Raw genomic sequence first — 21502 nt, 5'->3', positions numbered from 1 at the left:
AATAAGCGAGGATTATAATTAGGTTTGGCATGGGCAAGTCCCAGGTAACAATTAAGGGAGGAAGTATGATGAAAAGGGGAAGTATCCTGAAATTAACAGCAGCCTTATTGCTGATCGTCATCGCCGTAGTATTCTCAATTCAGCCCCTTACGGATTCAGAAAGGGGAATTTCGTTAGGACTTGACCTGCGCGGAGGAGTTCACCTCGTCCTGCAAGCTGAACCTGGACCTGACGGTGCAGCTATTACAGCGGATGATGTGGAAAAGGCTAAAAGCATCATTGAGAAACGGGTCAATGAGATGGGGCTGTCTGAGCCGGTCATTCAGGCTGATTTAGATAAGAAGCGGATTATTGTGGATTTAGCCGGAGTTCAGGACCCGGATAAAGCGGTAGAAGCTTTAAAGACGACAGCAAAACTCACTTTTAAAGATCCGCAAGGCAATGTGGTCATTGAAGGAGGGGATTTGAAAGATGCCCGTGCGGGACAGGGAGAACGCAGTTATGTGGTTCATCTCACCTTCTCTCCGGAAGGAGCAAAGAAATTTGCAGATGTGACCAGCCGTAATATTGGTCAAAACATTGGCATTTACTTAGATGATCAGCTACTGCAAAATCCTCAAGTACAGGCTGCCATTACCAATGGCCAGGCTGAAATCACCGGGTATGCATCTCTGGAAGAAGCTGCTCAATATGCAGTCTTGCTTCGTTCCGGCGCATTACCTGTAAGCTTAAGCATTGAAGAGAAACGTACTGTGGGAGCTTCGCTGGGTGTAGACTCCCTGAATAAGAGTATCAATGCCGGTATTGTAGCTTTAGTATTTATTCTTTTATTCATGCTGGTGCTCTATCGTCTCCCCGGACTTGTCGCGAATATCTCTTTGATTGTCTTTACCTTAATTGTGTTGTGGGCCTTGAAGGGATTTGGCGCCGTTCTGACCTTGCCGGGCATAGCGGGGATACTTCTCTCCATCGGCATGGCGGTGGATTTAAACATTATTATTTATGAGCGGATTAAAGAAGAGCTGCGCCTGGGCAAATCCCTGCGCGCCTCTGTGGAAGCCGGCTTCAGCCGCGCCTTTCTGACCGTCTTTGACTCTAATATTACCACCTTATTTGCAGCGGCAACCCTCTTTTTCCTGGGCACAAGTTCCATTAAAGGATTTGCCATAACCTTGGGTATCGGTATTTTTGCCAGCCTCTTTACGGCCATTACCTTTACCCGGATGCTTTTACGCTGGATAGTAGGTATTAATCCGCGCATGAATACAGCTTGGTTTGGCGTGAAAAGGGAAAACGATGCTTCCGGAAAGAAAACCGGGGAAGCAACGCCTGCGACTCAGGCAGCTACCTATGAAGATGTTAAGGCATCCATGCCTTTCTATTTCAATGTAGTGAAACGCCGGTATATCTGGTTTGCTCTATCCTTAATTATGATTGCCGTCAGTTTGGGCTCCCTCTTCACTCAGAAGCTGAATCTGGGAGTGGACTTTACCGGCGGCACCATGCTTGATATGAAATTCAGTCAGCAGGTTACCCAGGAAAAGATCACCCAGGCTATGGAATCCGTAGGTCTGGAAGGACCGGTGGTGCAGCTTTCCGATAATGATACGTCGGCTTTGATCCGGACCTCTGCCTTGGAAGAAGACAAGCGCAACGAATTGCTCACCGCCCTGCAGACTCAGGTAGGAGATTTTGATAAGGAATCCCTGAAAGAAGACAAGGTCGGACCGGCTATCGGCCAGGAGCTGACCGAGAACGCTTTCTTATCTCTGGCTATTGCAGCAGTCTTAATGCTGGTGTATATTGGCTTCCGCTTCCAATTTGCTTATGCTGTATCGGGAATTTTGGCTCTGGTGCATGACGTGATCATCACCGTAGGGATATTCTCCCTGTTCCAATGGGAAATCGATGCGACCTTTGTAGCCGCTATCCTGACCATCTTCGGATATTCCATCAATGATACAGTGGTTATTTTTGACCGAATCAGAGAAAATGAACCTCGCCTAAAACGAGGGGACAGCTATGAGGACATGGTGGATAAATCCGTCTGGCAGATGATGGGGCGTTCGATCAAAACCGTCCTGACGGTTCTCATTTCCCTGCTGGCAATTTATATCCTCGGCGGCGAATCAACCCAAGGATTTGCCTTAGCCATGCTGATTGGTGTCATAGCCGGAGCTTATTCTTCCGTCTTTAATGCCAGCCAGATTTTGGTCGAGATTAAAAAAAGAATGAAGCCGAAAAGGGGCGGTAAGGCTGCCCGCACGAAAGCATAATCTTCGGCTTTTGCATAATCTAATATAAACCTAAAAATTCCGGGCTGGCTCCCGGAATTTTTATTACACCGGCAGAAGGCGGCTGATAAATTTGTTCCTGGATTTATAATATTATATAGTGCATTTTTTTCTATTCTGTACTATAATACATTCTAAATAGAAAATAAAGGAGGAGTGGGCATGAGGATGTCGGGAGCTCAAGCTGTCATTGAATGCTTGAAGCAAGAAAATGTGGAAATCGTTTTCGGATATCCTGGGGGTGCGGTCTTGACGCTTTATGATGCGCTTTATGAGACCCAGTTTCCTCATATATTGACTCGTCATGAACAGGGTGCGGTCCACGCTGCAGATGGCTATGCCCGATCGACTGGAAAAGTGGGGGTATGTATTGCCACCTCTGGACCGGGAGCTACGAACTTAATTACCGGGATCGCCACAGCTTATATGGATTCCATTCCCATGGTGGCCATCACAGGCCAGGTGGCAGTTTCTCTGATCGGGCGGGATTCCTTTCAGGAAGCTGATGTAACAGGAATTACCACGCCGATTACCAAGCATAACTATCTTGTCAAAGATGTCAGTGAATTGCCCAGAGTGTTTAAAGAGGCTTTCCATATCGCCCGGACAGGCCGACCCGGCCCGGTCTTGATCGACGTTGCCAAAGATGTGTTTGCTAAGGAGCTGGACTTTCACTACCCTGATAACGTCCACTTGCGGGGATATCGCCCGATTTTTGAAGGGGACGCTCAGATCATTGCCCAAGTCGCTGAAGAACTGAGCAAGGCCCAAAGACCGCTGCTCTTTGTGGGTGGCGGGGTAAATCTGGCCGATGTTTCTCCAGCCTTAAGGGAGTTTGTAGAATACACCCGCATCCCTGTCATAAGCAGTCTTATGGGCTTAGGCTGTATTCCTGATCAACACCCGCAGAATTACGGTATGGTGGGCATGCACGGAACCTATGCTGCCAACATGGCGACCACCCATGCGGATTTGCTGATTGGCCTGGGCGTGCGTTTTGACGATCGGGTCACGGGCCTTGTGGCGGATTTTGCCTCAAAGGCGAAAGTGATTCATTTCGATATCGATCCTGCTGAGGTTAATAAGAATATTATCGCCAATATTCGTGTTGTAGGGGATTTAAAGTGGTCCATACCGGCTCTGTTGAATCAAGTGAAAGAGAGAGCTGCGGAAACATGGATGGGGTCCAATAGGGAATGGAAAAAGCAACTGGATGAATGGCGGGAGGATAATCCCCTGACTTATCTTCCCCGGGAAGGAATGATTATGCCTCAGCATTTAATCCAGCGAGTCAGCCATTTTGCGGCAGAGGATGCTGTCGTCGTTACGGATGTCGGGCAGCACCAGATGTGGGCCAGCCAATTTTATGAGTATAAACGCCCCCGGACGTTGCTCACCTCCGGTGGTTTGGGAACCATGGGATACGGGCTGCCCGCGGCTTTGGGAGCCCAAGTGGGATGCCCCGGCCGCCAGATTGTCTGTTTTTCGGGTGATGGCGGTTTTATGATGAACTGTCAGGAGTTGTCGACGTTAGCAGATTTGGACTTGCCGGTCAAGGTATTTATTCTTAATAATCAGGTCCTCGGTATGGTAGCCCAATGGCAGCGGATGTTCTATAATGGACATTACTCCCACACTACCCTGAAAGGGCGTACGGATTTTGTGAAACTGGCGGAAGCGATGGGTGTCACCGGCTTGAGAGTCACGGAACCGCAGGATGTTGACATGGCTATTCAAAAGGCTTTCGCAATCAAAGGGCCTGTAGTCGTGGAGATTCGGATTCCTGCTGACGAAAATGTACTGCCCATGGTTCCGGCGGGAGGGCGTCTTGACCAAATGATTATGGGAGGGTAAGGCATTATGAGACATACATTAGCCGTGTTGGTTGAGAATCGCCCCGGAGTATTGACTCATATCTCAGGATTAATCAGCCGGAGGGCCTTTAATATTGAAAGCATTGCCGCAGGGTATACGGAGGAACCCGATACCACACGCATCACGGTTGTTGTTCAGGCTGATGAAATGGAACTGGAACAGGTGGTCAACCAGCTTTCCAAACTGGTCGATGTGATTAAGATAACGAATTTAACCGCAGCGGATTCCATTCAAAGAGAGCTGGCTATGATTAAAGTGAAGGCCAGCAGCGAGACCCGTTCCGATATTGTGGATATTGTCGATATTTTCCGTGCCAAAATCGTCGATGTGAACCGTGAGACGATGGTTATTGAATTGACAGGAGAAGAAACCAAGATTGACGCTCTTTGTGAAGTCCTTAAGGATTACGGTATTATTGAAATTGTCAGGACTGGAAAAATAGCTTTGTCACGGGGACCTATCCCAGCAAAACATGGATAACCCGGAATGATAGTTAAGCCAAATTACCAATCGGTTGGTAATTTGGCTTTTTAAATGTCGGAAAAAGAGGTGGATCGAGTGGCTGTAGAGAATATTCAATCAAGTGGAAAGGGAGAGCGGCATCTAGTTTATAATGCTCAGAGGAGTTGGGGATATGAATCATGTGAAGAGCAAATATATCTATTTATTCTTTGTTATTACTGTTCTAACCACTCTGGTCATCCTTGGCTGTTCGTCAAGGCCCAATGAAGCGCCAGTACCGCAAAAACCTACTATCAATGAGGAAATTCAAAACCAAGAACCAAGGGAAGAACAAGAACCCATCGAAAAGGAGAGCGATAAGGATGTGAGCCCTCCTGAAGCCGATAATCCATTAGAGTCAGGAAATGACCCTTTAGAATCTTTGGAGCCTACACAGCCTTTACCGCCTGCATCGCTTTCACCAGCCTTAAAATCGCCTATCCCTATACTCTATTATCATTCCATCGACTATGAAGAGGGCAATGAGCTGAGAGTACCTCCTGAGGAATTTGAAGCTCATATGGAGCACCTTTCCCAAAACGGCTATGAGAGCGTTACCCTGGATGATCTCTATCAGTATTTTTATGCAGGGAAGGACCTTCCGGAAAAGGCTTTTGTCTTGACCTTTGATGATGGTTACGAAGATAATTATATTCACGCTTTTCCTATTGCGGAGAAGTATGGATACAGCGGAACGGTTTTTGTAGTGACAGAATGGATTGGGGGAAAAGGATATTTAAACCGGCAACAATTGCTGGAAATGAACCAGGCCGGTTGGCAGATTGAAAGTCATACTGTGACCCATCCTTATTTGGATAGTATTTCTACAGAACAAATCAAAGAGGAGCTCCTCACTTCCAAAGAGGTTCTGGAAGAGTTGCTTGGTAAGCCGAAAGTCGCTTTTGCTTATCCCTATGGAGTCTATGACTCTTCCATTATTGAATTATGCCGGGAAACAGGATATAAAATGGGGCTGACCATAGACAGAGGGTGGGCCGGACCAGAGGATCCCTTTCGAATGAAGCGCGTCTATTGCTATGCTCAGATGGGCCTTGATGAGTTTAGGAGAAGGGTTGAAAATGCCAACTATTAAGTTTAAATAATAACTCAAAGAACGATGGGAAATTTTACAAAATAATATGACGGACATCTCACATATTTGGAGAGCGGACATATCTTGTAATGTAACCAGATATTACCAACTCGAAAGGGGGATAAGAATATGGCATTCGGAGCAGGTGGAGCTTGCGGACCTAACTATTTACAAGGAATCGCGGTGGTTGTAGTAATCATTCTCTTATTGATCGCAATGGGTATCGTATTCTAAAGATTTTATGAATTTAAAGGAGGGTACTTTATGTACGGTTTAGGATATGGAGCAGGTTTTGGCGGCGGCGCTGGCTTTTGCGGCGGCGGCGGAAACTGGGGTGTTGGCGCAGGCATCATTGCTATTGCCATCTTGATTCTTATCGCTTTGGGCGTAATCTTCAACTAATAAAACCAGATCTGCACAGTGAGCCTCCTCATTCGAGGGGGCTTTTTCGCACTTTGCGGCCGATGAGCGGCGCGGGCGTGGGATATGCTGAGCATGCAAGAAAAGCCGTGGAGATATCCAGCGGCCTTTCTTGATAGTACTTATAATGAAGCTTATAAGAAGAACAAGAAATAAGAAGCACTAAGAAGGCTGAGCCCTGGAGCGGTTTACCACCACCAGCGACGCCGCCAACCAAACCAACCAAACCAGGGGAACCCGAAACCAAAGCCCCACCAGGGGAAACCCCACCAACCCCACATAGTCCAATTCCTCCCTTAAAAAGATTTGTTAGTGTCAATACAAGATATGCATAAATGGTGTAATATGCCAATTGTCCAGGAATATATTTCCTGTCAGGTTTATTTACCATAATACGGGAGATACTAATTCAAAATGCTGATTAGAAAGGGGGGCGGGCCTTGGCCTTTGTGGTTCTGATCTTATTGGAATGGTTGCTCTTGCTGGCGGCCGCATCGGTGTTCATAGGTGGAATCCGGGGGGCCTTGGTTGCAGCACTCATCTTAAGCGGAATAGTTTGGTATACACATCCGGATAATTTTTGGTCGCTGGAAGTCCCCTTTTTAATCGGGGCATTAATAGGCATAGGTGTGCTTTGGTATTTTGTAAAAAAAGCGGGGCAAAGCAGTATCGTGGCAGGTTTAGCCGGAGGGATAGCCAGTCTGGTTATCTTTGGCGCTTTTTTCACCCCTCTTTTGGCAGTAATAGTTTGGGCTTTAGTTGTAGGTACAGGGTTAATTCCTAAGATTAAGCTGAAAGAAGTGGCGTGGGGAGTTTCGCCGATGCTCTGGCGTGCGTTGCTGGGGATATTGTGTATTGTCATAGGCAATCTGATGATTTGAAAATGCGATATTTTTTTCTTGTCATTATTAATCAATTTTGTTATTCTGAAATAAGTTAATGTCAAAATTCTTTGGACTGACAGCGGCTCGGATGGAGGACTTCACTGGGAAGTCCTTTTTATATCACTATCAGAAAGTATAAGCTTGCGCTATATACTTTCTAAGCATAAGGGCAACCAACGACTTCGCCTTTTTGGGGGCGAGAAATATAAAGCTCGGCGAAGCCGGGTTTTCTTTATAATAATAAATATCCACAAAAGTGGCAGGGATAAGCTATAATATTGCCTATGGAGGTGGAGCATGACCAAAAGAATATGGACAAAACCACAACCCCTTCCTGGGTTTAAAGATAGTAGAAGCCCGCTCCCCCAACGATTAGGGATTACTCCGGTAGTGGCAGACATTCTCAGGCAGCGGGGCATCGAGGCAGAGGAGGAAATCATGGAATTTCTCAGACCTTCTTTGCTTAATTTAAATTCTCCGTTTGCCTTTCGAGAAATGGCTAGGGCTATTGAGCGTTTAGAGCTGGCACGGGCTCAAGAAGAAAAAATCCTTATCTACGGCGATTATGACGTTGATGGGGTAACCAGCACGGCTTTGCTCTATAAAGTATTGACAGATTTGGGGTTTAAGGCGGTCGCCTATATTCCCAGCAGGATGGACGAAGGCTATGGCTTACATAAGGATGCTATAACAAAAGCTTTGCAAGCCAATGTGAAGGTGATGATCACTGTGGATTGTGGCATTACCGCCGTGGAGGAAGTGGAGTATGCTCGGTCTCAGGGGATAGATATTATCCTTACCGACCATCATGAGCCGCCGGATAGTCTGCCTCAAGCTTATGCCATTCTGAATCCCAAGGTTAAGGATTCAGGATATCCTTTTCGGGACTTAGCCGGAGTAGGAGTAGCGTTTAAGCTGGCTCAGGCCTTGTTGGAGAGGTTAGAAGAGGGAAAATCAGGTGCTTATGCGGTCCTGGAAATCTTAGATTTAGCAGCTTTAGGTACCATTGCTGATCTTGTCCCCTTAACCCATGAGAACCGCATCATTGTGGCCTATGGCTTACGCCAGATGGAGAATACCATTCATCTGGGACTGCGTACTCTTCTTGAGGAGTGCGGTCTGTGGGGAAAACCGCTTAAAGCCGGGCAAATCGCCTTCATGGTGGCGCCGCGTATTAATGCTGCAGGCCGCATGGACAGTGCCCGGGCCGGATTGGAGCTGTTGCTCACAGGTCATGAAGAACGGGCTGTTGAGCTGGCACGGTTTTTGAGCCGGGAGAATACCTTGCGCCAGGACACCGAAAAGGAAATCTTTGCTGAAGCGGTGGAGATTTTGGAGAAAAACCCTATGCCACGGGTGATTGTTTTATCAGGAAAGAACTGGCATCATGGGGTCATCGGCATCGTGGCCTCCCGCTTGGTGGAGCGCTACTATCGCCCGGTTTTCCTTATTGCTGAGGAAGAGGAGATTGGGAAAGGGTCCGCCAGAGGGATTGGGGGCTATCATGTATTGGATGAGCTCAAGGCTCAAGCAGAGTTGTTGGAGAAATTCGGCGGACATAGTCAGGCCGCCGGCTTCTCGTTAAAACTGGAAACTATCCCCCTGCTTCGGGAGGCTTTGAATCAGGCGGCCTTACACCTTCCTGAGGAGATGTTCTATGAACGGATTCGTGTGGACCAATGCGTCCCTTTGGAAGTTCTTGATGCCTCTTTGCTGCATGATTTGGAACATCTGGCCCCTTTTGGATTTGGCAACCCCAGCCCGGTGCTGGCCGGAAGGGATTATCCCCTCTATATGGCCGACACGGTGGGCAAAGACCATGCTCATTTAAAGTGTATGTTCGGACCCCAAGGGGAATGGGAAGGAATAGCCTTTCGCAAAGGGGAAGAGTTAGCCAATATTTTGGGTTCGGCAACGGTGGATGTTGCTTTTGGTTTGGATTGGAATACCTTTCGTGGCGCCCAGAGTATTCAGCTGATGATCAAAGATATTCAGCCCCAAGCCTCATGGCAGGAGGAGCATGACCGATTCCTGGCCGGGCAGGAGATTGCCTTGGGTCAGGAGGAAACGGCTGCAAGTGGCCTATATCCTCAAGAACTGGAAATTATGGATTGGCGAAGCAAAAATCGGGAAGAATGGAGCAAAACCCTGGAAAGCCGGGGGGACTCCGTTGCTCTTTGGGATTTTACCGGGATAAGCCCTCAAGGGCCAGACGCAGATCACCGGGCACCATGGGCTGTAGTCATAGGGGTTCCTCCATCGTGGCAAAGGGTTGCGGATATGATCAGGCAGGTCCGGAACAGCGGTGGACAAGGAGTGATCCTGGCTGAAAGTCAGATTGATCCGCTGGTTCTGAAGGAGCGAACGGGTTATTTAGCGCGGGAAGATCTTGTCCAAATGTACAGAGTATTATATGATTTGGCTATTAAGAATAATCCGTTTACCTGGGTGGCAGAGGAAATTCCCCTATGGCAAGCACAGGCTGGATTAAAGATCTTCGAAGAATTGAATTTGTTCCGCTGTCTGCGCTATAGCTCCGATACCATCCATATCGAGTGGATCCCGGCCCAAAAGAAGCTGGACCTGGAAGGAGCGCTGCGTTTTCGCGGGGCCAAAAGCCGCTGGGAGGAAGCCATGGCGTTTAAAGAAGAATATTGTACGATGCCGTGGCCGGAGTTTAAGAAAAGGCTGGGCCGGTACTAATAGTAGAGAACTAAGCAGTGAAAGGTGTGAAGGCATTGGATTTTGATAAGTACATACGCGTTATTGATGATTTCCCCAAACCCGGTATTTCTTTCAAGGATATTACTACCCTGTTAAAGGATGGAGAAGCTTATCGGGCAGCGGTTGATGCCATCGTTGAGCGGGTCAGGGAATCTCAACCGGATCTGATTGTGGGACCGGAAGCCCGCGGCTTTTTGCTGGGAGCTCCGGTAGCTTATGCCTTGGGCATTGGCTTTGTTCCGGTGCGTAAACCGGGCAAACTTCCGGGTAAAACAGTGAGCGAAACCTATGAACTTGAATATGGTAGTGATACGTTAGAAGTTCACGCTGATGCCATTCAACCGGGACAACGGATCGCGATTGTCGATGATTTGCTGGCGACCGGCGGCACGACTTCCGCCACAGCCCGTTTAATTGAAAAGACCGGCGCCCAGGTGGCAGGAATGAGTTTTTTGATTGAATTGGGCTTTCTGGAAGGCCGTAAGAGACTGGAAGGGTATGAGGTATTTTCTTTAATTAAGTATTAAAAGCGGTCACAAGAGAGGAGCAGGGTAATGACGATAAGCGAGCTCATGGAAAAATTGCATAAAGCGTCTCCAGAAGGGATCAAGCTTGTGGAGAAAGCTTATTCCTTTGCTGAAGAAGCTCACCGTGGGCAGCTTCGCAATTCAGGAGAAGAATATATTCAGCATCCTCTGGAAGTGGCCAAGATCCTCTTGGAACTGGAAATGGATGAGGCTACCATTGCGGCGGCTTTCCTCCATGATGTGGTGGAAGATACCCATTACACCAACGAAGATATAGAAAGAGAGTTTGGCTCTCAAGTAGCTATCCTGGTCGATGGCGTCACGAAGCTGGGGCGAATCGAGTACAAGAGCAAGGAAGAGCTTCAGGTTGAAAACCTGCGCAAGATGTTCCTGGCTATGGCTAAGGATATTCGGGTGATTTTAATCAAGCTGGCGGATCGTCTCCACAATATGCGGACGCTGAAATTTCATTCTGAAAAAAAACAAAAGGAAATCGCTCTGGAAACCCTGGAGATTTTCGCTCCTTTGGCCAACCGGCTGGGTATTTTCCGGATTAAATGGGAGCTGGAGGATTTATCTTTCCGCTACTTAAAACCTCAAGAGTATTATGACTTATCGGAAGGAATTGCTTTAAAACGGGCAGAACGGGAAGTACAGATCAATGAAGTCATCAGCCAGTTATCCAAGCGCCTGGCTGAAGTAGGCATCAAAGCGGATATATCAGGCCGTCCCAAGCATTTTTACAGTATCTACCGGAAAATGATCAATCAGCACAGAGAGCTCAGCGAAATCTACGATTTAACTGCGGTTCGGGTGATCGTGGATTCTGTGAATGATTGTTATGGTGCCCTGGGAATCATTCATACGATGTGGAAGCCTTTGCCCGGCCGGTTTAAGGACTATATCGCCATGCCCAAGCCTAATATGTATCAGTCTCTGCATACTACGTTGGTAGGAGCCCATGGAGAACCCTTTGAGATCCAGATTCGTACCTGGGAAATGCATCGTACTGCTGAATACGGCATTGCCGCCCATTGGAAATATAAAGAAGGGGCCGGCAAACCCGTCGGCGGTAATTTTGAGCAGAAGCTGTCCTGGCTGCGGCAGATGTTGGAGTGGCAGCATGATTCCCCGGATGCCGGGGAATTCATGGAATCACTCAAAATAGACCTGTTTGCCGATACGGTTTTTGTCTTTACGCCCAAGGGAGATGTGGTGGAGCTGCCGGCGGGCTCCTGTCCGGTTGACTTTGCCTATCGGGTTCATACGGATGTAGGGCACCGCTGTGTAGGGGCTAAGATTAACAGCCGCATTGTCCCGCTGGAAACCAAATTGGCCAATGGGGATATTGTGGAGATTCTGACTTCCAAGCAGAGCAATGGACCCAGCCGGGATTGGCTTTCTTTCGTAAAAACATCTCAGGCGAAAAACAGAATTCGTGGGTGGTTTAAGAAGGAAAAGCGGGAAGAAAATATTGTCCGCGGCCGGGAGGGAATCGAGCGGGAGGTGCGGAAGCTTGGCCTGGATCCAGCTCAAGTGCTTAAATCCGATCTTCTCTTAAAAATCGGTAAATCTTATAATATAACTAATGTGGAAGATCTCTATGCCGCCATGGGAGACGGCGCCGTTACCGTGAATAAGGTTCTGGTGCGCTTAAAGGAAGATTTGACCAAGGATGAACGGGAACGGCTTCAGTTGGAGGCCCTGCAGCAGGGAGAAGGTAAGCCTTCCAGTGGCTATGGGAAGGCGAGCCAAGGGGTAAGGGTCAAGGGTGTGGACAATATTCTTGTGCGCTTTTCCCGTTGTTGTAATCCTTTGCCCGGAGATGATATTGTTGGTTATATTACCCGGGGCAGGGGGGTCTCCATCCATCGCCGGGAGTGTGATAATGTCAAAGCTCATTCTCAGGAGGAGCAAGCCCGGATGGTGGAAGTGATTTGGGATACGGAAGTAGAATCCATTTATCCGGTGGATTTGGAGATTTTCGCTTTAGACCGGCCGCGGCTGGTTACCGATGTGATGAATGTGGTGATGGAGACCCGCACGAATATCTTGGGGATCAATGCCCGGGTGGCCAAAGATAAGAATACCCATATTCAACTGAGTATTGAGATTCGCAATTTGGGACATTTGTATAATGTGATGCAGAAAATCCGGCGGGTTAAAGATGTCACATCTGTGGAGCGGGTACATTTAGGAGGGCGTTAAGTTTGCGCAGTGTTGTTCAGAGAGTGACCCAGGCCTCCGTTACTGTGGAGGGAGAGGTCGTTGGCCGGATTGGAGCCGGATTGTTGGTGCTGTTCGGAGTGGGCCGGGGAGATACAGAAGCGGATCTGAACTGGATGGTGGATAAAATTGCCGGACTTCGGCTTTTTGAAGATGGAGAAGGGAAGATGAATCGCTCGGTTCAGGATGTCGGGGGCGAAATCCTCATGGTCTCTCAATTCACCCTTTATGGAGATTGCCGCAAAGGCAAACGCCCCAGCTTTGCCACGGCAGCACCTCCCGAGACGGCTGGAGAGCTTTTCCAGCAGGCCGTGGCAAAAATGCGGGGCTATGGGCTTCATGTGGAAACAGGGGTTTTTCAGGCTGAGATGCAGGTAGCCCTGGTCAATGATGGACCGGTGACCTTGCTTATCGATAGTGAGAAGAATTTCTAAGTTCAATGAGAAAGCATAGATTAGGATGGAGGGATGGACATGATTGAGTGTCGCGCGGTAGGAGCTATGGGGGCTAATTGTTATCTGGTGAGCTGCCCTGAGACCAAGAAGGCAGCCCTTATCGATCCGGGAGCCAATGGGCCCGGAATTCAGGAATGGGTGGATGAGAGAGGGGTTCAGGTGGAATATATTCTGCTTACTCATGGACACTTTGATCATATCGGTGCGGTGGATAAATTGCGTGAACTTTATCAGGCCAAGGTAGGGATTCATAAAGAAGATGCCGTGATGCTGACCAGCGGTGCCCATAACCTTTCCCGAATGCTGGGAAGATCCTATGAGTTTAAGCCGGCGGATTTTCTGCTGGAAGATGGTCAGATACTGCAGGTGGGGAATCTGAATCTTACCGTGATCGCTACACCTGGGCACACCCTGGGTGGGGTCTGCTTCCTGACTTCTGAAGGATTGCTCAGCGGGGATACTCTGTTCGACGGTTCCATCGGACGAACTGATTTTCCCGGCGGGTCTTATGATGAATTGATTAAATCTGTGGTGAAGAAACTGCTTGTGCTGCCGGAGGACACTAAAGTCTACCCTGGTCATGGACCGGAGACCACGATCGGGAGGGAAAAGCGGGAAAACCCGTTTTTGCAATGAAAATAGTTTTAAGAAGCCATACTTTATCCCGCTCCGAACTGGAAGCGGGTCTTTCCTTAAGCCGGGCCTTTTTCCCTGAGGCACAGATCGAAGTTGAGGACCTAAGCGGAGAAAATAATGCCGCCGGCTGCGGGGTGGGGATTATTCACATTGATATTCATTATCCCGATACTCCCTGGCAGATTGAAGGGAGTTTTAGGGGTCTTAGCTGCGGGACCAAGTTAGGGTCTGGCAAAAGCTCGGTTATTCTCAATGAGGAGCAAATAAAATTTATTTTGTCCCATCCTTATGCAGGAAAAGAAGATAAGCGGAAGTTTTTGCTGAAGAGGGGACTCTTGTCACTTCTTGCCCAGGTGACAGGACACACTCCTCCCTGGGGAATCTTAACGGGAATTCGCCCCAGTAAAATTCTTCATCGCTTAAAAGAGGCAGGATACTCTTCTGAAGAGAGAGCGGCATCACTGGGGGAAGTGTATGCTATTCGTGAGGATAAGTCACAATTGCTTCAGGAAGTGGTGGACATTCAACAGCCCTTTCTGGAAGATATGAAAAGCCATCCCCAGGATGTAGCTGTATACATAGGGATACCCTTTTGCCCTACCCGCTGCTCCTATTGCTCCTTCCCTGCCTATTCGTTAAAGCAGGGCAGAGAGCCTCTGGAGCATTATCTGCAGGGGTTAGGGGAAGAAATCAGGACGGCAGGAGCATGGATGAAGGCTGGAGGACTCACAGCCGACTCCCTTTATCTGGGCGGAGGAACTCCCACTATACTCACGATTCGGGAGATGGAAGGCCTGATCGCTTTAATGATGACTCATATTCCCCATAGAGAGGCTGGGGAATTTACAGTAGAGGCCGGGCGGCCCGATACCTTGTCTGAAGGGAAACTTTTGGCTCTCCGTGCCAGCGGTGTCAATCGGTTGAGCGTCAATCCTCAAACCATGCATAATCGAACTCTGCAACGGATCGGTCGTGCCCATACTGTGGAAGATATAATTAAAGCCTATGAACTTGCCCGTGAGATTCCGGGCTGGGTGATCAATATGGACTTGATTATGGGGCTGCCTGGAGAAGGGGCTAAGGATATCCAGGAGACTTTAGAGAGGATCAGGGCACTGGAACCTGATAACCTTACCGTCCATGCCTTAGCTATTAAACGAGGCTCTAAAGAGCATGAGCAGGGTTCAACACAAAACCTGGGCAGGGAGTTGGAGGGAATGCAGGAAGACATCATGGCCGCTGTCCGCTCTATGGGGATGGAGCCCTATTATCTCTACCGCCAAAAGCATATCGCCGGCAATCTGGAGAACATCGGCTTTGCCAAGCCCGGCTTGGCATGCCGTTATAATATTGGCATCATGGAAGAGCGCCAAACGGTCATCGGCCTGGGAGCGGGAGCTTCCAGCAAAATCGTTGATCCCAGGGACTTTTCCCTGGTCAGTTTTCATCATCCCGCGAACTGGCAGGTTTACCTGAAGCGATGGCGGGAGACCCAAAGGAAGAGAGAAGAAGCAGAAAAATCTTTGGCTAAACATTTACATCCGCTTTACTAAGTCATTCATGGGCTATAATCAAGCATTTACATTCCGGCGCTATAATCAAAACAAGACTATGACTAATGGCTTGTTCTGAGTCATCGGCCAGGATGAAGTGAAGGAGGCTTGATTATGAAGATTTGTGTCGTCGGCGCAGGATATGTGGGCTTGGTCTCAGCCGCGATTCTGGCTGACTGGCAGCATAATGTGGTATGCGTTGATCACAATGAACAAAAAATTGAGGACCTTTTGGCTGGTAAACTGCCGATCTTTGAGCCGGGGCTTCAGGAATTGGTGGAACTTAATAGGCGCAGGCAATATCTGCGCTTTACTGCAGAAATGGCGGAGGCACTGAGGGGATGTGAGATGATCATCGTCGCCGTGGGAACTCCCCCTGCAGAAAACGGACATCCCAATCTGGAAGACTTTTGGGCGGTAGTCAAAAGTTTCCGGGAGAATGTGGGCAATAATGTGATCGTCATGATCAAAAGCACTGTACCGGTGGGAACCGGTGAGGCGGTTTCCCTGTATTTAAATGAAAAGGTCAGTCATACATTTTCCGTAGTCTCTGCACCGGAATTCTTGCGTCAGGGAACAGCCGTCCATGACTTTCTTCATCCCGACCGTCTGGTTGTGGGCTGTATGTCACCGGAAATCAGGGAGCAAATGAAGGAACTGTTTCAGCCCTTGGATTGTCCTAAGGTTTTCACCGACTGGCATAGTGCGGAGATGATTAAATATGCTTCCAACAGTTTTTTGGCCTTGAAAATTTCTTATATCAATACCATTGCTAATTTATGTGAAGCTGTGGGAGGCAATATCCAGGATGTGGCTGCAGCGGTCGGTCTGGACCACCGCATTGGTCAGGCTTACCTGAAGCCGGGAGTAGGCTTCGGGGGCTCCTGTCTGGCTAAAGATACCCAGGGGCTGATCGCTCAGGGTGAGGTTCACGGTGTCAATGTCTGGATGTTCAAGGATGTGCTGGAGGTCAACTATGAGCAGCGGGTACACATTGTTCAGCGGCTGACCGAGGTGCTGGGCAACCTGAAGGGCAGAAAAATCGCCATCCTGGGTCTGGCCTTCAAAGCCAATACGGATGATCTCAGGGACGCTCCTTCGGTAACGATTATTGCCCAGATTATCAAACTGGGAGGACTGGTCAAAGTCTATGATCCCGTTGTGGATAGTTCGAGCTTGCCTAATATCATTTCTGTAAGTACTGCGGACAATCCCTATGCAGCATGCCAGGGCGTCGACGCCGTAATTGTGCTGACGGAATGGGAGGAATTCCTGGATCTTGATCTGAAGCGTCTGCAAAAGAGCATGAATGCCCCTGTATTTATCGACGGGCGTTATCTCTTTGAACGGAAAAGATTGCTGGAGGCAGGCTTTTTCCTTCCCGAGCGGCCCTCTTCCAGCGAGTGGCCTGTCGTGCAAAGCATGATTTCAGCCCGTTAAACTCGAAAAATCTGACCGCTGGGGGCTGGGAGCTGCTCATATATTTAATTTGCCGTATGGTAAAAGCGTGTTGCGGATACTCACTATGCAATCCCAACACGCTTTTATGCGCAATTAAACAACTCCCTAAGCTGACTGAACCGTATCACTATATTTATCCAGTACAAATCTGTAATCCCTGAGCAGCCGGTCAAAAATAGTGTTCCAGGACTGAGACGATGCATGGGCGAGAGCATTAGCGGCAAGTGCTTCTCTGAGTTCGTCCTGATCAGCCAGCCTGATCATCGCCTCCGCCAGACTTGCTTCATCCCGGGGGGCACACAGCAAGCCGTTCTGCCCGTCAACAACATTATCGGTAACGCCGCCGCTTCTGACCGTAATTACCGGCAGACGGGAGGCCATGGCTTCCAGAACCACATTGCCGAAGGTCTCCGTACTTGAAGGAAAGACAAAGGCATCACAGGAAGCGTAAAGGGAGGACAGTTCCGCTCCCTGGAGGTAGCCGGTAAAAAGGACATTCCCGTCGGACTGCTCACGCATATCCTGGGCATAGGGTCCGTCCCCGGCGATGATGAAGCGGATTTTCTCCTGGTGGGTTTGGTTCACCTGCTTAATGCTTTGGGTCAGGATATCGAGGTCTTTCTCCGGGGCAAGGCGGCCTACGTAGAGGAAGAGCAGTTGTTGGGGCCGGCTGATGAAGCGGCGGCGAATCTCTTCACGGCGATGATGCGGGCTGAATCTGACAGAGTCCACTCCTCTGGCCCACAGGGCCAGATTTTCGATTCCTTTGGCGGCAAGAACCTGCATGGTTGTTTGGGAAGGACAGAAATTCATCGCACAGGAATTATGGAACCACTGGAACAAAGCCCAGACCATTCCCTCCAAATATTCCATTTTATAATAGCTGAGATAGGCATCGAAGTTGGTATGGAAAGATGAGACCACGGGAATCCGGCGCTCCTTAGCGTAGCGCAGGCCGGCAAGCCCGATGCCCAAGGGGTCGGTCAGATGAATGAGGTCAGGGCGAAAACGGTCGGCAATTCCCGCAAGCTTGGTATAATTAGGCAAGGAAAGGCGGCACTCCGGGTAGAAAGGCAGGGTCACGCTTTTAAAACGGGCCACGGGAGAGGGGCAAAGACAGGTGAGACCGGAAGGCTCCCTTTCATATTGGGGAGCAAAAAAGAGGTGTTCTGTTTGCCGGTTTTTCAGATAATCCCCTAACCTGCCCAGAGTATTGGTAACGCCATTGATTTGCGGCAGGTAGGTATCTGTAAAATAAGCGATTCGCAAAACCTTCCCTCCTCATAGTCCTTTTATGAAAAGTATAAAATATAAGTGCAAAAGGAGTTTTATGTATTTGTAAACTGGAGTTGAAATTTGCCCGCAAGACTATGAGTTTTAGCAGATTTTACTTAGGCTTAACCTAATCGGGCTTTTAGTTTATGATTAGTGTGCTATTTTAAGATTGACTAAGTCTCCGGGTGGCACCGGACTTTGATGGGCCGGCTCTCCGGCCGCTTTTTTATGGGCTTCAATCTGTTTAAGGAAGCAAAAAACACCTGTTGGACAGTGGAGCCCGCAGAAAAATTTTTTCTTTTTATTTACTTATGTTTAATAATGAATTAACATTAATAGTGTAATATTCTTTTATCGCCAAGGAATCACAGAAACCGGACATAGACGGTGAATTGGCAGGGGAGGGGTATTTATGTTTCATGACAGGAAAGAGAGCAGGTACAGAGATTTAAGGCGGGCGTCTGGAGAAAGATGTTCAGAGGGCCGGGCCCCCATGTCCTGGTATCGGTATCATTATTATAAAGAGTGAAAGCGGGTCTCCTGACGGCAGTTAGGACTCGCTTTCATTTTTTATACTTTCAGAAAGTATAGCTTCGCTGCCTACTTTCTTCCAGCATAAGTGCAACCAACGACTTCGCCGTTTTGAAGGCGTGACTAAAAGGAACGGCGAAGTCGGGTTTTCTATATAGGGCAACACGCAGATCAAGTCGGTGAGGAGGGCGATTATGTACAGCATCACTTACGGAGAGGTGACCTTCGAGGAAATGTATCAGCTGATCAGAAATTACACGGCTCACGGCAGCAAAATCCAATACAAGCTTGCCGTTGGGACGGACAGTCAGAATTTCTCCTATACCAAAGTCCCGATCACCATCGGGGTGCACAAGTTCATCAACGATGTGGGCCGGGGCGGGATTTTCTTCTCGGAGATCAGAAAGGTCAGGAAAATCACCAACACCAAACAGAAGATCCTCTTTGAGACCGGTCTGAGTTTGGAGTATGCTCAAAAGCTCCAGGAACGCTTTGAGAAGGATAACATCTACTGCCCTATTGCCGTCCATGTGGATGTAGGCTACAACGGCCCTACCGCCCAGTTCATGGATGAAGTGGTGGGCTGGGTCAAGTCCTGCGGCTTTCTCTGCGAGGTTAAGCCCAACTCCTATATGGCTTCCAGTGTGGCCAACAGGCTCTCTAAATAAAACAGAGTCTGACAACTCCATATTAAATCCTGACATCAAAATCGGTAAGGCGGGAGGAAGGATAATATGAAGAAAGTATTTGTACTGGATACCAGCGTTTTGCTCCATGACCCCAAGGCAATGTTCTGCTTTGAAGACAACGAGGTGGTTATCCCCTATGCCGTTCTGGAAGAGTTGGAGCATAAAAAAAGATTGCTGGACGATGTTGGGCGCCTGGCCCGTCAGGTCATCCGTTATTTGGATCAATTGCGCGAAGGGGGACAGCTTGCTCAGGGAGTTGCTCTGCCGGGGAGAGGAAAACTGAGAATTGAGCTGAACCATTCTTCAGGAACGATTCTGCCCCTTCTTTCCGATCTTTCTCTGCCGGATAACCGGATTCTCGCCGTGACCCTTAATCTGGCCAATGAAGATGAACGCCCGGTTATTCTGGTTACGAAGGACATCACGATGCGTGTCAAGGCGGATGCCCTGTCCGTCCAGACCGAGGATTTTTATAATGATAAAATGAACCTTACTCCCTTGGATGAAGAGGTTATGGTCATAAATCTTAAGGATGACGAAGCGGCCGAGCTTTATGAAAAAGGCTCACTGCCCCTGGCAGACAAGAAAGTGCCCAATAGCTGCGTTAAAGGAGTTCTCACCGATCAGATGGAGATTCCGCTCTTGGTCGCCAAGGACGGAACCAAACTGGTCAATATCTATAAGCGCAACGGTAGTTCCTGGGGCATTTTTCCCAAAAACATCGAGCAGATCTGGGCGCTGCATATGCTCAACGATCCGGAAATCAAGCTGGTCAATCTGATGGGACCGGCCGGTACAGGCAAGACCTTGCTTGCTTTAGCCAGCGCTCTGGAACAGACCCTTCATCAGGAACTCTATACACGGATTCTCTGCGCCCGGCCCATCGTTCCCTTGGGCAAGGATATCGGCTATCTTCCCGGTCTGAAAGAAGATAAAGTGCGTCCCTATATGCAGCCCATCTATGACAACCTTGAATTTTTACTGCGTCCCAAAATGAGCAGGCAGCGGGATAAAAACGATGATTTCATAGTAGACAGTGCCATTGACATGCTCAGGAAAAAAGACCAGTTGGAGATCGAGGTTCTCACTTATATTCGGGGACGCAGCATCGCCAACCAGCTGATCATTATCGATGAGGCACAGAATCTGAATGCTCATGAACTGAAAACCATCATTACCCGGGCTGGAGAAGGAACTAAAATCGTGCTCTGCGGCGATCCGGATCAAATCGATCACCCCTATCTGGATAAGGAAAGCAATGGTTTGGCTTATGTGGCTTCCCGCCTGAAAGGCCAGGCTTTCTATGGTCAGGTTGTTTTAGTTAAAGGGGAACGCAGTGAACTGGCCACCCGGACGGCTGAACTGTTGTAACGGCTTGAATTTTAATAAAACTTTTATCTGAACTTTACAAAGTACTCCCCTTATCTTAATAATCCTCAGGTAAGCTAGGATTAGAAAATAGAGATAGTGCTGGGGGTAATATGTGGATACGAACCCATTATTTCATGGCTAAGTCAATTCATAGTTATATCAAAGAAAAGTATAAGGTATCGTTGCAGCTTGACCAGCTTCAGTATGGCAGCATCAAACCTGACCTGCTGCCCAAATATTGGGAAGGATCTCATTATTATGAGAGCTGTTCGGGAACCTGGCTTGCGGAGGTAGCCCAGCTGCTGGGGGAGCAAAAAAAACGCTCTATCCGCAATTTCAGCGATAAACTGGGAGTAATCCTCCATTTCACGGCCGATTTTTTCTGCAGCGCCCACAACCTGCCCAACCTGAGGGAAAACATGTGGGAACATCTGCTCTACGAACTAAAGCTGGATGTGGCCTTCCGTCACTTTGAATCCTTCCGCGGAATTCAGTGCTTAAATTATGACGACCCCTACGACCTGCTCACCTGCTGCCGCCAAGATTATCTCTCCGGTCAACCGAGCCTGGAAAGAGACATTCATTATATCTATGCCGCATCCCTGAGCATTACCGACCTGCTTGTTACTCAGGCACTGCTTCCCGTAGCCAAGCCCTTGATGTTGCTCAAAGACCTGCCGGAGAGCTCCTGATTTTCAGGAGCTTTTTTTGCAACCACTCATTGACAACCATAAAAAAATAACCGCTTCAGGCAAGCGGTTGCAAGGACGAGAGCGGCTTCGCTCCCATCTATAGTAAAAGTAGGAAGAAGAATGTAGAAGAATGCTGTCAATTAAAAGGTTAACATAGAAGTATTAACTGCCAATGAATGCTATGTAAGATTAAGGTTAAATAATGCTTTGTTCAGCGGACTCAGAAAGATTTTACGGAAGCTTTAGAATGGGTCCGTGCTCAATTTACAAAAGAACGATAAAATAAATGACGAGC

The 21502-nt window shown here is 48.4% G+C and carries 17 protein-coding genes; 16 read left to right on the top strand and 1 reads right to left on the bottom strand.

The window, feature by feature from the left end; translation table 11 throughout:
* Positions 1-65 precede the first annotated feature (65 nt).
* The 13 genes from DHAF_RS25330 to DHAF_RS17975 all read left to right on the top strand — a co-directional run bounded on the left by DHAF_RS25330 (position 66) and on the right by DHAF_RS17975 (position 16628).
* Complete coding sequence (locus tag DHAF_RS25330; RefSeq protein WP_011460355.1) at positions 66-2276, top strand: protein translocase subunit SecDF; 2211 nt, start codon at positions 66-68, stop codon at positions 2274-2276.
* A gap of 180 nt (positions 2277-2456) precedes the next feature.
* Positions 2457-4148, top strand: coding sequence for a biosynthetic-type acetolactate synthase large subunit (gene ilvB / locus DHAF_RS18025; RefSeq protein ID WP_015944692.1), 1692 nt, complete (start codon positions 2457-2459; stop codon positions 4146-4148).
* Between the two features lie 6 nt (positions 4149-4154).
* Positions 4155-4649 (top strand): acetolactate synthase small subunit, encoded by a 495-nt coding sequence (gene ilvN / locus DHAF_RS18020; protein ID WP_005810756.1) that lies wholly within the window; start codon positions 4155-4157, stop codon positions 4647-4649.
* A gap of 154 nt (positions 4650-4803) precedes the next feature.
* The gene (locus tag DHAF_RS18015; protein ID WP_015944691.1) at positions 4804-5763 is read left to right on the top strand and encodes a polysaccharide deacetylase family protein; all 960 of its coding nucleotides are present in this window, start codon (positions 4804-4806) and stop codon (positions 5761-5763) included.
* Between the two features lie 264 nt (positions 5764-6027).
* Positions 6028-6165, top strand: coding sequence for a hypothetical protein (locus DHAF_RS26155; protein WP_005810761.1), 138 nt, complete (start codon positions 6028-6030; stop codon positions 6163-6165).
* Positions 6166-6632: 467 nt separating this feature from the next.
* Positions 6633-7064 (top strand): hypothetical protein, encoded by a 432-nt coding sequence (locus DHAF_RS18010; RefSeq protein ID WP_242660008.1) that lies wholly within the window; start codon positions 6633-6635, stop codon positions 7062-7064.
* A gap of 300 nt (positions 7065-7364) precedes the next feature.
* Positions 7365-9770, top strand: coding sequence for a single-stranded-DNA-specific exonuclease RecJ (gene recJ, locus DHAF_RS18005; RefSeq protein ID WP_015944688.1), 2406 nt, complete (start codon positions 7365-7367; stop codon positions 9768-9770).
* Between the two features lie 26 nt (positions 9771-9796).
* Positions 9797-10318, top strand: a complete 522-nt coding sequence (locus DHAF_RS18000; RefSeq protein WP_011460351.1) for an adenine phosphoribosyltransferase — start codon at positions 9797-9799, stop codon at positions 10316-10318.
* 27 nt (positions 10319-10345) lie between these two features.
* Positions 10346-12526 (top strand): RelA/SpoT family protein, encoded by a 2181-nt coding sequence (locus DHAF_RS17995; protein WP_005810772.1) that lies wholly within the window; start codon positions 10346-10348, stop codon positions 12524-12526.
* Between the two features lie 2 nt (positions 12527-12528).
* Positions 12529-12978, top strand: a complete 450-nt coding sequence (gene dtd / locus DHAF_RS17990; protein ID WP_011460350.1) for a D-aminoacyl-tRNA deacylase — start codon at positions 12529-12531, stop codon at positions 12976-12978.
* A 39-nt stretch (positions 12979-13017) separates the two neighbouring features.
* Complete coding sequence (locus DHAF_RS17985; protein WP_011460349.1) at positions 13018-13635, top strand: MBL fold metallo-hydrolase; 618 nt, start codon at positions 13018-13020, stop codon at positions 13633-13635.
* Positions 13632-15188 carry a coproporphyrinogen III oxidase gene (locus DHAF_RS17980; RefSeq protein WP_011460348.1) on the top strand — a complete coding sequence of 519 codons (1557 nt, stop codon included), beginning with the start codon at positions 13632-13634 and terminating at the stop codon, positions 15186-15188. The genes DHAF_RS17985 and DHAF_RS17980 overlap by 4 nt, the downstream gene beginning before the upstream one ends.
* Positions 15189-15302: 114 nt before the next feature.
* Positions 15303-16628 carry a UDP-glucose dehydrogenase family protein gene (locus tag DHAF_RS17975; protein WP_015944686.1) on the top strand — a complete coding sequence of 442 codons (1326 nt, stop codon included), beginning with the start codon at positions 15303-15305 and terminating at the stop codon, positions 16626-16628.
* Positions 16629-16754: 126 nt separating this feature from the next.
* Here DHAF_RS17975 and DHAF_RS17970 read toward each other — a convergent pair whose 3' ends face one another.
* Positions 16755-17918, bottom strand: coding sequence for a glycosyltransferase family 4 protein (locus DHAF_RS17970; RefSeq protein WP_011460346.1), 1164 nt, complete (start codon positions 17916-17918; stop codon positions 16755-16757).
* A gap of 731 nt (positions 17919-18649) precedes the next feature.
* Between DHAF_RS17970 and DHAF_RS17965 the strand changes: the two genes are divergently transcribed.
* From DHAF_RS17965 to DHAF_RS17955, 3 genes are all read left to right on the top strand, one after another.
* Positions 18650-19123, top strand: coding sequence for a ribonuclease H-like YkuK family protein (locus DHAF_RS17965; protein WP_015944685.1), 474 nt, complete (start codon positions 18650-18652; stop codon positions 19121-19123).
* A 66-nt stretch (positions 19124-19189) separates the two neighbouring features.
* Positions 19190-20515: a PhoH family protein gene (locus tag DHAF_RS17960; RefSeq protein ID WP_011460344.1), complete on the top strand. Its 1326-nt coding sequence runs from the start codon at positions 19190-19192 to the stop codon at positions 20513-20515.
* Between the two features lie 110 nt (positions 20516-20625).
* Positions 20626-21207, top strand: a complete 582-nt coding sequence (locus DHAF_RS17955; RefSeq protein ID WP_011460343.1) for a zinc dependent phospholipase C family protein — start codon at positions 20626-20628, stop codon at positions 21205-21207.
* The last annotated feature ends 295 nt before the right edge of the window (positions 21208-21502 follow it).

Source organism: Desulfitobacterium hafniense DCB-2 (genome assembly GCF_000021925.1).
GTDB classification, from domain to species: domain Bacteria; phylum Bacillota; class Desulfitobacteriia; order Desulfitobacteriales; family Desulfitobacteriaceae; genus Desulfitobacterium; species Desulfitobacterium hafniense.
Note: the sequence above shows the minus strand (reverse complement) of the source record. Positions and strands in the feature narration are given on the sequence as shown.